The organism is Roseibium sp. MMSF_3544, assembly GCF_030732845.1.
Taxonomy (GTDB): Bacteria; Pseudomonadota; Alphaproteobacteria; order Rhizobiales; family Stappiaceae; genus Roseibium.
The window spans coordinates 24,430-37,210 of record NZ_JASHKA010000021.1 but is presented as its reverse complement, the minus strand read 5'-3'; the positions used below and the strand labels follow the sequence as shown (position 1 = coordinate 37,210).

At 57.8% G+C, this 12,781-nt stretch carries 8 protein-coding genes; 1 reads left to right on the top strand and 7 read right to left on the bottom strand.

Features of this window, described 5'->3' with window-relative positions:
- Window positions 1-41 precede the first annotated feature (41 nt).
- From RBB47_RS24020 to RBB47_RS24010, 3 genes are all read right to left on the bottom strand, one after another.
- Entirely contained in the window at window positions 42-758 is a 717-nt protein-coding gene (locus RBB47_RS24020) for a response regulator (RefSeq protein ID WP_371932844.1), read from the bottom strand.
- Window positions 755-4,201: a PAS-domain containing protein gene (locus tag RBB47_RS24015; protein ID WP_305988504.1), complete on the bottom strand. Its 3,447-nt coding sequence runs from the start codon at window positions 4,199-4,201 to the stop codon at window positions 755-757. The genes RBB47_RS24020 and RBB47_RS24015 overlap by 4 nt, the downstream gene beginning before the upstream one ends.
- Before the next feature lie 168 nt (window positions 4,202-4,369).
- Window positions 4,370-5,551 carry an alpha/beta hydrolase gene (locus tag RBB47_RS24010; RefSeq protein WP_305988444.1) on the bottom strand — a complete coding sequence of 394 codons (1,182 nt, stop codon included), beginning with the start codon at window positions 5,549-5,551 and terminating at the stop codon, window positions 4,370-4,372.
- A gap of 188 nt (window positions 5,552-5,739) precedes the next feature.
- On the opposite strand from RBB47_RS24010, the gene RBB47_RS24005 reads away from it, so the two are divergent.
- Complete coding sequence (locus tag RBB47_RS24005; protein ID WP_305988443.1) at window positions 5,740-6,621, top strand: LysR family transcriptional regulator; 882 nt, start codon at window positions 5,740-5,742, stop codon at window positions 6,619-6,621.
- Here RBB47_RS24005 and RBB47_RS24000 read toward each other — a convergent pair.
- The 4 genes from RBB47_RS24000 to RBB47_RS23985 all read right to left on the bottom strand — a co-directional run bounded on the left by RBB47_RS24000 (window position 6,618) and on the right by RBB47_RS23985 (window position 12,778).
- Entirely contained in the window at window positions 6,618-9,686 is a 3,069-nt protein-coding gene (locus tag RBB47_RS24000) for an efflux RND transporter permease subunit (protein WP_305988442.1), read from the bottom strand. The genes RBB47_RS24005 and RBB47_RS24000 overlap by 4 nt on opposite strands.
- The gene (locus tag RBB47_RS23995; RefSeq protein WP_305988441.1) at window positions 9,687-10,802 is read right to left on the bottom strand and encodes an efflux RND transporter periplasmic adaptor subunit; all 1,116 of its coding nucleotides are present in this window, start codon (window positions 10,800-10,802) and stop codon (window positions 9,687-9,689) included.
- Between the two features lie 180 nt (window positions 10,803-10,982).
- Window positions 10,983-12,287, bottom strand: a complete 1,305-nt coding sequence (locus tag RBB47_RS23990) for a TRAP transporter large permease (protein WP_305988440.1) — start codon at window positions 12,285-12,287, stop codon at window positions 10,983-10,985.
- Complete coding sequence (locus RBB47_RS23985) at window positions 12,284-12,778, bottom strand: TRAP transporter small permease (RefSeq protein WP_305988439.1); 495 nt, start codon at window positions 12,776-12,778, stop codon at window positions 12,284-12,286. The genes RBB47_RS23990 and RBB47_RS23985 overlap by 4 nt, the downstream gene beginning before the upstream one ends.
- Between the last annotated feature and the right edge of the window lie 3 nt (window positions 12,779-12,781).

Sequence of the window (12,781 nt, the reverse complement as noted above, 5' to 3'; positions counted from 1 at the left end):
GGGTTTCTTTTTTACGTTGATGGGGCAACGTGGAGAGGGTTCTAGTCGAATACGTAGCCGATGCCACGCACGGTCCGGATTGTTTCCGGTTTTGTCGGATTGAGTTCGATCTTTCTTCTCAATCTGGAAATACGAAGGTCGATGGAGCGGTCGAACGGTTCCCATCCCTTGTCATGGGCCTGTTCAAGCAACTGGTCGCGATTGAGGACGCGTCCCCGGTTTTCGGCAAAGACGCGCAGCAGGCTGAATTCCATGGCGGTGATCGGGATCTCTTCACCGTCCTTGCCGAACAGTTTTGCTCCATCCAGATCCAGGCGGCAGGTGCCGAAGCCGACTGTTCCGCCAATCTTTTCCTTTTGTTCCAGTTCAACATTCACAAGGTTCTGGCGGCGCAACGTAGCCTTGATCCGCGCTTCCAGTTCCCTCAGATCAACGGGTTTGCCGACATAGTCATCGGCACCCATTTCAAGGCCGATGACGCGGTCGATGACTTCGCTCGCGGCGGTCAACATGATGACCGGGATTTCGGACGTTGCGCGGAGCTCGCGCAGTGCGGTCAATCCATCGGTTCCAGGCATGTTCACGTCCAGCACGATAAGGTCCGGCTGTGTCGTCTCCAGGCGCGATTTCAGTTCGTTGGCATCGGATGCTTCTGTCACGCCATAGCCGCGCTCGCTCAGATACTCCGCCACCATTTCGCGCAAATGCGGCTCGTCGTCACAAACGAGAATGCTCCTGTTGTCCGGCATCGTGTTCATGACCGGTTGTCTCCTGCGCATAACCGCTTGACCAGGGCTTCCAGTTCTTCTGCGGTAATCGGTTTTTCAATAAAGGGACGCTGGCTCTCAGTCAGGAAGCGCGTGACTGCTTTGCCCATGGAATCGCCTGTTACAAATCCAATCCGGTCTGCATAAGCGGGCAGCCGTTTCTGCAAGGCCCGGTAAAATTCCTCACCGTTCATACCCGGCATCTTGAAATCGCTGATGATGATGTCGAATGCCTTGTGGGTCAGCTGCAAAAGCGCTTCACGCGCATCCGCGCACAGGGTCGGTTCGCAACCCAACTCCACGAGCAGGTCGTTGATGAGTTCACCGACGGCAGGTTCGTCGTCGATGATGAGAACCCGTTGTTTTGTCAAGGCTTCGGCGGTTGCTTCGCTTTCGGGGCGCTGCCCTGCATCCGGTTTGATTGCCCGAAGGCGCACATAGAAGCTGGTTCCCTTGGCGGGGTTGGAGACGACGTCCAGAATGCCGCCATGCGTGTCGATGATGCGGTGGCTGAAAGCAAGACCCACGCCCGTACCCTCGCCGACATCCTTGGTGGTGAAAAACGGTTCGAAAATGCGCGCCTGAAGATCCTCGGGAATACCGGGACCGTTGTCCCTGATCTCGATGACCGCGTGATCACTGTCGACATCGTAAAACGACCGGAATGTCAGAACGCCTTCTTCCCCCATCGGCGCAAGTGCGTGTTCCGCGTTGACCATCAGATTGGTGAAGACCTGCACGAGCTGGTCGCCGTCGCCGGAAACAAGCGGGAGGTCGTCGTCCAGCTCGGTGACCACCTTCGTTCCATTGGCACGCAGTCCATAGCCGGCGACTTCGTGGGCGACGGTGACGATTTCGTTGAGCGAGCACTGTTCGATCTTGGCCGGCTTCTGCCGCGCCATCGCCAGGAATGTCTTGACGATCCGCGCACTCCGGTCTGCCGCCTGAGCGATGCGGTCGACCCGTTTTGAAAGCACCGGATCATCCAGCTTGCCTTCCAGCATCTGTGCGTAGCCCACAATGATGGAAAGCGGGTTGTTAAGTTCGTGTGCGACCCCGGCAAGAAGCTCTCCCAGCGCAGAGAGTTTCTCGTTCTGATGCGCGATTTCGCGCTGCTTCTGAAGTTCTTCCTGCATCGCCAGTTGATCGGAAATGTCGCGTGTCGACGAGACGATCACGTCCTCACCCTTGTAGTCGGTGACGCGTGCAGCGGTCAGGCCCTGCATGATAGAACCGTCGGCGCGCCGGAACTGCACCCGGTAATCGTCAAGGGCACCGGTTGGAAGCAGTTCCGCCAGATATTTTTTCCGATCATCAGGTGTCAGGAAGAAACTCAGGGTCGTCTCGATCTTGCCGAAGCGTTCGCGCGATGCCGGCGGGCAATAGATGATCTTGCCGTCCTCGACGCGCGACACCAGGAAGTTCGCCGGACAGGCTTCGACAATCGTGCGCAAAAGCAGATCGGCTTCACGCTGTTCTTCTTCGGCTTTGCGCTGTTCGGTGATGTCCGTAAACGAAATAAGGTAGCCGTCCAGCTCGGTTTTGTGAGCCGAGGCAAGGAAAATCGTACCGTCGGCGAGCTTGATTGTTTCCCTCTTTCTGTAGCCACGGATCAATCCGATGAGTTTTTCCGTGTAGTCTTGCCGGTTCGTATCCTCCGGGATCAGCATGACACCGCCATCGAAGATCCGGTCCATCATCGGAACGATGTTCTCGTTGCCTTCCGGGCGCGCAATTTCGCTGAAAAAGAATTCGTACCAGCGGCGGTTGGCCATGACGAAATTCAGGTCGCCGTCAAACAGAACCAGGCCTTCGTCGAGGGACTGGATGGCATCGTTCAGAACTTCAAGACTTTTGGTCTCGGCCCGTTTAAGCGCGGTAATGTCGGTCACGACGACAACCCGGCCGTCATCCTCGGTCACAGCGCGCTCGACGATGTAGTGCCGACCGTCCTTGAAGCTGACTTCGAACGGCATCAGCGTCGCGCGCTGCAGTCTGACTGCCTGCTTGAAGACTTCTGCCGCATTGCCTTCCACCGGTTTGCCCTTGATCGCAGAGATTTGCGGCGCGAGGAGCGCAATGCGCTCCACGTCGGTGAGTTCCAGGATCTCCTTGGAGTTCAGGTGGAAAGGCGCAGCAAAGGCATCGTTGCAATGGGTGAACTGCCCGTCGGGACCTTCGATCGCGACGCCGACGGGAAGGCGGGCAACCGCGTCGGTGAACAGGCGCTCCGCCCTGACTTGTCCGGTCACGTCCTCGATCGTGAGCAATCGGCCCTGAAGCGCCGTTTCGTAGACATTTCCGACAAGCGTGCTGCCATGATTGTTGGGAATCGGGAACCCCTTCATGGCGTGCCGGAGCGTTAGATCCAGTTCGTCGAGCACGGCCTCTGCGGGAACACCGGGCGGCAAGGGAAACAGACCCGTTTTGATGGCGTCGGCATGGATTTCGCGCATGGTGCGCCCGGCCGTCAGGAGATTGTTGTTGGGATCGCCGAGTTCCCGGAATTTCCTGTTGGCAAAGACCAGCCGTTCATCATCGTCAACCAGAGCGAGGCCGAAATCGACGCCCTCAATGGCATCGTTCAGGAGTTCGCGCGCCCGCGCCTGTGTGGTTCTTTGCTGGGTAATGTCGAGCACCGTCCCGACGATGCCGCCATCGGTCAGTTTTGTAACGGAAATTTCTTTTTCGGTGCCGTCTGCAACAGCAACTTCCACCTTGAGGCTGCCCTGTTGCTCCAGGGCGCGCAGAATGCCGGGAAGACCGTCCTCCGGCCCCCTTGTGATCCAGATTTGCCCTCCGCGGATTGTCTCGCCAATGATCTCCAGCATGGGCGTGCCGGGAACCAGAAGGGACTTGTAAGGACCGAGCATGTCGGCGTAGCGGCTGTTTGCGAAAACCAGGCGTTTTTCACTGTCATAAAGGACGAAGCCTTCTTCGAGCGCATCAACCGCATCACGCAAACGCGCGTTGGCATGATCGTGTTCGTCGCGGAACGCAAACGTGTCTGCCTGGTCAATTGGCGAACAGGAGATCAGATAACCGCCGCTGTCGGTTCGGCGGCATGACATCAAGACGCAACGGCCGTCTCTTCGCCGCAGCCTGATGTCCTTGACACATTCGCTGAAGACGTCGACGGCGGCGGAACTGAACGCCCGGATGTCCGTGTTGTCGGGAAACAGGAACAGGCCGCTTGAAAAGTGCCTGTGCAACAAGCTCTCTGCGCTTTCGTTTACCTGCGGCGGAGGAATATCGGAGGAACAGGCGAGATCGGAGAACGTTTCATTGCACATCCGGAACTGCAGACCGGCATCGAACAAGGCGAAGCCTTCGCGCAGGGCCCCCATGGCTTCCTGCAGCATGGCCAATTTATCTGCGCTGTCCGGGACGCCGGCGTTTTGGCCGACAGGTCCACCTTCGACCTTGCGTAACATCACTACCCACTCATCCTGCCGGCTGTCCGCTCCTATCGGGAAAGACAGACCGCCCAATTCTTTATAAGGGGCCAAGTTATCAGTTTGGCATTGCCGAATGTATCAATTGTATCAGGAATGAAAAACGGGCGTCCGCGGGCCCTTCAGGGCGTGGGTGAAGCCGTCCGCTCAATTGCCGAGGAAAAGCATGTCTGCGACGCTGTCGCCAACGCGTTGGGCGAAGGCTTCCCTGTTTTCAGGCAGTGTGTTGGGAGAAATCGCGCCTGACTGGATCATTCTGATGAGGGTTGGCGAATTCGCAAAGGTCGCATGGGAGGCACCGTCCTTGCCGTCGCTGATCTCGGACAGATCAAGTACGGTGATACCGAGCTCCTGAAGGTCCTCAATGTTGTCGCCCTGGCCGATCCGGGATGTGCCACCGCGCAGATCCCTTGAGAGTTTAAGCGCCTTGTCTTTTCGGGATGCCAGAACAACGAACGGATCCGGTTTGGGATCGATCACCGAAATCTGTGACACAAACACGTCCTGGTCGATATCGGGAGACGCGAGCACAAGTGGACTGATCCTTTTGAGAACTGCTGCCTTCTTCGATAGGGCAAGCTGACGCACAGCTTCCATGGTCAGGAGCGTCCCCATCGAATGTGCCACGACCGCAACCGCCCGTGCATCACTTTGGGCGGCAAGCTCGATGGTGTCCTGCAAACCGTCGCGGGCGAACTGGACACTGTCCCTGTCATACAGATAAGCGCTGGTTTTGCCTGCTGACGGCCACGAGTAGTGAATGCCAACCACGGGCTGTTTGAAGTCGTGGATCAGCTGGGCCTGCCGGTAAATTCCCGAGACATACGAGACGTTGTAGCCATGAATGAAAATCATGACGATCCGGTCGGAGGGCGGCAGGCGCCGAAGTTGCGCGTTTACAATCGCAAGCGCGTCCCGCTGCGAGGCGACATCCCGAAACGAGGTTATGCCAAATTCAATGGAAGGGTCGGGCGCGCGTGAGGGTGTTCTTATCGTTCCAAGATCGCGATTTTCAGGAACCCAGACGCCTATGTCGGCATAAGACAGCTCAGAGTTTCGACCGCCGCCGTATCGCAGTGTCGGGTCGTCCACCGGTTTTCGCGGCGTGACCGCGAGAATTTCGACCGAGGTTCCGTTGGCTTCAGTCGCGTTATAGAACGCGAACTCGGCGGGACGCCCCGCGCAAGCAGCCAAAAACAGTGCCAATATAAGGATTGCAAGACCGGGTTGGAGTGCCAACAGGCTCACCCGATCCGCGTTCAGTCGCCGTTCCGCAAATGGCGGTCTCATCATCTGTGCGGTGTTGATGAGTGCCCTCTCAGACTTCATCGGTCAGACTGCCTGGCATTGAATATGGCGGCACCAGTTCATCCAATTTAGTGGGTCCTGACCCTGGATGATACAAATGTAAACCTGTACGTAAATGTGCTGCGATGCGCAGTGGCTGCGCGAATTTGCAGTCCTGACACTTTTTGCGGTCCAACTAAATAACAGGCGCAAAAAAGTTGAAGGGGCCCATGGAAAACTGGAATGAAATCCGCACAGCTTATGAGCTTTTGAGGTGCGGAACGGTCAGCGCTACGGCGGATGTTTTGAAGATCCATCGGGCCACTGTCATACGCCACATAGATGCCCTGGAGGCGCTGCTTGGCGAAAAACTCTTTATTCGGAGTGCGAAGGGATATGTCGCGACCGAGGTAGGTGCGGACCTGTTGAATGTCGCCGCCCAGGCAGATGAGCACTTCCGGCAATTCGCAACGCGCGCCAAATCGGGAGAGGCGGGACTGACCGGTGACATCATCCTGACGGCCGACGGGCCGATCCTGATGTTTCTGCTACCGACGATCCGGGAGTTCCAAAAGAGCCACCCGCACATCACTGTCAGGTTTATTGCAGAACGGCGCGTCCTGCGTTTGGACTATGGCGAAGCGCATGTTGCGATCAGACTGGGAAACAGACCCGAAGAGCCAGACAATGTAGTTCAGCATTTCAAGACGATCTGGTTCGGCCTTTACGGCAGTGAGTTGTACATAAAGAACCAGGGTGACATCGACAAGAAGAACCTCTTTACCGCGAACAGATGGGCGCTTGCCGACAACGACGACTACGTCCCGGATTTTTACAAGTGGCTGCGAGACCGGGTTCCAGAGGAAAACGTCGCGTTCCTGAGCAATGACCCCCTCGGCACGTTTCACGCGGTTGAGGCCGGCATCGGACTGGGATTTCTACCCCGTGACCGCGCGGCACGACAACCCGGTCTGAAACAGATCGTACGGTCGGATCCGGACTGGGGCCTGAAGCTCTGGCTTGTGACCCATGTCGATCGGCACAGAAGTGCGAAGGTCCAGACATTTCTGGAGTTCCTGAAGGAACACCCTGTCGAATCCGTGGACTACTAGGTGCCGCTTTGTGCTGGAACAGGTGCTCCTGTCACCGGCTTCTCGTTTCGCATGAGAAGGTAACAGACGCTCGGCACGAAGATCAGGGTCAGTGGAGAGGCAACGACCAGACCGCCGATCATGATGGTCGCCATCGGCTCAAACAGCGCCCCGCCATTTATTGCCATGGGAATGAGACCGCCCACCGTCGTCAGCGAGGTCAGAATAACCGGCCGCGCCCGTTGCTCGGACGCTGTCACAATGGCCTCCTTCACGTTCATCGCCTCCAGATTGATGTCGATCTGATTGATGAGAACGATCGCATTGTTGATGATGATCCCCATCAGCGACATCAAGCCGAGGATCGCGAAGAAAGACATCGGGCGGTCCGTCATCATCAATGCAAAGGGAGCACCAATCAGAATGATCGGGATTGTCATGAAAGTTATGAGGGTGCGGCGGATCGAATTGAACTGGAAGACCAATGCCAGGATCATGACGCCAACGGCATAGGGCAGGTTGCCCGCCAACTGGTCATTGACGTCCGCATTGTCTTCGAGCTCACCACCGATCTTGATCGAGTAGTCTTCGCCGAGGTTCAGATCATCCAATGTTGGTTGGACCAGTTCCAGAAGCTGGTTTGCTGCCATGCTGTCGCTTTTCGCCGAAACGATGATCTGCCGGACCTGGTTTTCGCGCCTGATCTCCGAATACTCGAGTTGCGGACGGAAATCGGCGACCTGGTCGATTGAAATCAGTTCTCCATTTGCTGCAATCGACAGGTTTGCAAGGTCCTCGACACTGTCTCGATTGTTCCTGGACGCACGCAGGACAATCGGGATCTGTTCGTCTCCCTCGCGGAATGTCGAATAGATCGTCCCTGAGAAATAGGAGTCCATGACACCGGAGATTTCTTCCGATGTCACCCCGAACTCCCGGGCCTTGTCCTGGGCTATGTCGACAACGACTTTCAGGACCTTGTTACCCCAGTCGCTCTCGTTCTTGACCACATCGGGCGCTTGAGCGAACGCCGCTTCGACCCTCGCTCCTGCCGCAAGGAGCGTGTCGGCATCAGGGCCGCTGATTTCCACATCCACCAGTCCGGCTTCGCCGCCACCGTTTGAAAGCCGCGTTACGCGAAAGCGTGCGGCCGGAAACTGCGCGACGAAAACGCGGCGCGCCCGTTCTACTGTTTCCTTCGCTTGTTCGAAGGTTGTCGTGTTGACAACGAAAAAGGCACTTGCCGGGTCAGGGTCGGCGGGGTTCAGCGAGAGATAGAACCTTGGCCCGCCTTCACCCACGAAAACCGTCGTTGAAACGACGCCCGGGTTAATGGTCTCGTCCATCAGCCACTGGTTCACCGCAAGTGCCTGACGCTCCGTTTCGGAAATCGCCGCCTCTTTCGGCATATCCATGTAGATCAGGAAATCCGCGCGTTCCGTGAGCGGGAACATTTCGGATTTTACCTGCGAGAACTGGGTGGCACTAAAGCCGACAGCCGCGTAGGTCAGGACAATGATCGGAATGCCGAAAGGGAGCAAGCGTTGTGTCAGTCCACCGTAGAAGCGCAGCAGCCAGGATTTTCCGGTTTTTTTCTTCGGCTTCTGTTTCAGCAGACGGACGCTGAGAAAGGGAAGGATGTAAAGAGCCGTCAGCCACGACCCCAGGAGCATCGACGCGACGACGGCTCCGAGCGAGAACGCGAACTCGCCTTCGACCCCATTCATGAGCAGCATGGGGATGAAAGCCGAGACAGTTGTAATGGAAGCGGCGGCCAGTGGGATGACATATTGGCCTCCCGCGTCGATGGCCGCTTCCTGCGGACTTTCGCCGGAGTTGATGCGCCCTTCGATGTCCTCCACAACGACGAGACCGTTGTCGACGAGGAGCCCGAGCGAAATGATGACTGCGGCAATGGAAACCTGTTCGACATCGACGCCGATAATGCCCATGCTGGCGAGTGCAAAGCCGATGGTGAACGGAACGATGCTGGCAATGACCACAGCTGCACGAAAGCCGAGGAAAAGCAGCATTGCCAGGAAGACGACTGCAAACGTCTGAGCGACATTCGACAGAGCTCCGGTCACCGCTTCGGTAACGTTTGTTTCCTGGAACGTGGAAACGTTGACCGAAATGCCGATCGGCTGGGTGTTCTCGAATTCGACAAGGCGCTTTGCCAGCTCCTGTCCAAGGATCTGAATGTCTGTGGCATCGGCCATCTCAAGGCTCAGGAGAACCGCCGGCTCACCATTGAAGAAAACGGGGGCGTCTTTCGGATCCACATAACCGCGCCTGACTTCAACCAGATCGGACAGACGGACATATCCTGACAGGCCGCTGACCTTCGTCAGAACGCCCCGGATTTCCTCGACCGAGCTTAAGTCTCCATTGGCCTCCAGGACAATACTCGTGCCACCCGCATCGATTTCGCCGGCGGGCAAGATGACGTTCTGTGCCTGGAGATCCTCCAGGAGTTGATTGAGCTGGACGCCGATGGACGCGAGTTTGCGCGTGTCGAGGTCGAGCCAGATCCGTTCGTCCTGTTCGCCGAAAAACGTGACCTTGGTGATGCCCGGAACGCGATAAAGGTCCTGCCTGAGATTTTCTGCGACGTCTTCCAGATAGGCCAGATCGAAACCGTCACCCGTCAGCGCGACAGTTGCGATCGCGACGTCGCCGTAGTCGGTGTTGACGAACGGACCGTTGGTTCCCTCCGGCAGTTCGACGACAACATCGTTCATCTTGTTGCGCAGGTCTTCCCAGGCGCTTTCGATATCCGCACCATAAACAGTGTCATAGAGATTTGCGTAGAAGAGCACCTGGCCGTTGGTGATGATGGTCTCGATGTCTTCGACTTCACCGATCTCCCGGATCTTTCGTTCAATCGGGATGGCGATCAGGTCTTCGATCCGGGTCGGTGCCATGCCGTCGAAAGTTGCCTGGACGGCAGCCGTGCGGATGGTGATTGCAGGGTCGGCGCGTTTGGGCAGGTTCAGATAGGATGTCACACCCATGATCAGGATGAGGGTCATGACCAGGTAGGTCATGCGGGACTTTTCAAGTCCGAAGCGCGTGAGGAAATCCATCTATTCCTCCGCTTCGATCAGGTTCACTTTCATGCCGTCACGCAGAAAGGAGACACCGGCGATCGCAACCCGCTCGCCGGGTTGAAGACCGTCGATGATCAGCAGCTTGTTTTCCCGAATGCCTGCCATGACGACTTCGCGCTTGCGCACCGTTCCGGTGTCAGCGTCGAAGACAAAAACCGGAACGGGCACGACACTGCCCGGCCCTGCGTCTTCGGGGATCTGCCCTTCGTTGATCGCCGCCGTCATCGGGATCAGATAGCCCTGGTCTGCAGGCAGCGCGAATTCAAAGGAAACTTCGACCGCCATACCGGCCCTGATCAGGGGGTGGCTGTCCCTGAGTTCGACGATCACCGGAAAGGACGACACCGTATCAGCGCGTTCGCCGAGTTCGTTGACGACCGCGGCGAGTGCAATCGAGGGATCGTCTGCGAGCCTGACGGTCGCCGGTGTGCCGACGACAAGCTGCGAGACCGTGTCGAAATTTACCGAGAAAGAAACTTCGTAGGAAGAGGCGTCATAGAGCGAGGTGATAACGGTGCCGGAGGCAACCGTTGCAAAGGAATCCGCGTCGACGCTGTTGATGATGCCGTCGAAGGGCGCGAAGATCTTGGTGTCAGCAAGGTTTTCTTCAGCCGACGTCAAACTCTTTTGCGCCTGGACAAGCTGCGCCTGCCGTGTCTGGACGTCGGTGCGGGCATTGTCGACGGTGACCTTGGAAACCACGCCACGTTCAAAGAGGGTTTCCTGCCGGCCCAGATCGTCCTCAGCCTGCTTGAGCAGCGCGGCCGCCTCGTCCACCGAGGCGCGCGCGTTTTCGATGGAAACGATGAACTGGGTGTCGTCGAGGACGGCAAGCTGTTCACCCTTCACAACCCTCTGTCCGACCGCAAGACTGACAACGTCGAGCTTGCCGCCGACCTCAAAGGAAAGCGACGTGATTTCCGAAGGTTCCAGGACACCCGGGTACTTTCGCTCGGTGCTTTCGGATGTTTCCTCGATTGTTTGCGTGATCAGCCCCCTGACGGGCGGGTCCTGCGGTGGAGCGTTCGAGTCCTGCGGGCTGCAAGCGACCAGAACAAAAAAGGCTGCCACCGACGGCGCTGACAATCGCATAAACCGACCTCGCAAACTTGGCACAGACGGGCAATGAGCCACATGCTGCTTTGCGACAGGTTTGCATCAAGCGCGTTCGATTTGAATGCATCACGGTCATACACCCCATGCGCGCTGGAGCGCATCAGGTTTGCGTCTGGATCCTTATGGTCAGAGGTCTGGAGCGGGCAGCAGCGTTGCCTAATCAAACATCGCGTTCGGGATCAGGAGCGCGATATCGGGGAAGGCGACGATGAGGGCCAGGGTGACGATCATCGCCAGCCAGAACGGCATGATGCCGGCAAAGATCGTTTCGATCGGAACGTCCGGAACCACGCTCTTGACGATGAAAACGTTGACGCCGACAGGCGGCGATATCAGGCCCATCTCCAGAACGATCACCATGACGACGCCGAGCCAGATCGGGTCGAAGCCGAGGCCGGTGACAAGTGGGAAGACGATCGGCAGGGTGATCACCAGCAACGAAAGCCCCTCGATGAACATGCCCAGGATGACGTAACCGAGCAGGATCAGGAACAGGGTACCGTAGGTGCCCAGCGCAAGCCCCGTCATGCCGTCGGCAATTGTCGCCGGCAGGTGGGAGAGCGCGACAAAAGGCGCGAAGACATTCGCGCCGATCAGAATGAAGAAGGCCATTCCCGTGGTTTTCAGTGTCTCTGAACTGATCTGGTAGAGCGCCGGCAGCGTGCATTTGCCCCGCAGGATCAGCATGATGAAGGCGAAGAAAGCGCCGACGCCGGCGGCTTCGACCGGTGTGAAAAAGCCGGTATAGATGCCCCCGATCGTGATCAGGATGATCACCCCGATGCCGGTTGCCCGGAACAGGCTGACCAGTTTTTCACGCAAGCTGAATTGAGGCCCCCTGGGCCCTTCTTCCGGGCGCAGGACCGTCACGGCTGCGATCGCGACAAGAAACATGGTTGTGAGCAGGAGACCGGGCAGGACGCCGGCCATGAAGAGACGGCCGATCGATTGTTCCGTCAAGATTGCATAGATGACGAAGCCGGTTGACGGCGGAATGAGAATGCCGAGCGTACCGCCGGCTGCGATCGATCCGGTGGCGAGCCGTTGCCCGTAGTTGAACCGGCGCATTTCCGGATAGGCGACCTTGCCCATGGTGACCGCGGACGCAATGGAGGAGCCCGAAAGAGCAGCAAAGCCCGCGCAGCCCATGATCGTCGCGGCTGCCAAGCCGCCTTTCAGATGGCCGATGACCTTGTGCGCCGCCTCGAAGAGATCCCGGCTCAGCCCGGCTGTCGAGGCGAGATTTCCCATGAGAATGAACAGCGGGATGATGGTCAGTTCATAGACCGTGACCGTCGCAAAGACCTGTCCGCTCAAGGTGAACGCCGCCGGGGTGAAGCCCGAAAGCAGCACTGTTCCGGAAAAGCCGACGACAAGAAGCGCAATGGCGACCGGTGTTCCGAGCGCCAGCAATGCGAAAAGGGCCAGAAAACCGAGCGCGCCGTAGATTTCCGGGCTCATTTCGTCAGTCTCTCCACCAGGAGAACCAGCGCGGACAGACCGCAGCCAAAGGCAACCGCATAATAGGACGGGGCGAAGGGAAGTTGCAGCAGCAAGGTCGTTTCACCGAAGGAGGCTGCCTCGAGAGCGTTGGAAAAAGCCCGCCAGGCGAGATAGGCGAGCATGACGATGCCGAGGACCGAGGATGCCCAGTCCAGAAAGACTTGCATTCTTTCGGGAAAGAACCGCATGAGCGTATCAATGGCGATCAGGCGGCCGGAGAGGACGCAGAGGGGAAAACTGACCGCGACGACGAAGGACAGAAGGATTTGCGCATAGTCGTTCGCGCCGAAGATCGGGCTGTTGAGCACCGACCGCAGGAAAGCATCGGTGACGGAAAGGCCCATGAGTGCGAACACCAGCACGGTGCCTGACAGGACGAGTGGAACTTCGAGCCACTTGCGCCAGCCCGCTTGACGCGGGCCGGCTTCTTCGGGGGCAGATGATGCCACGGG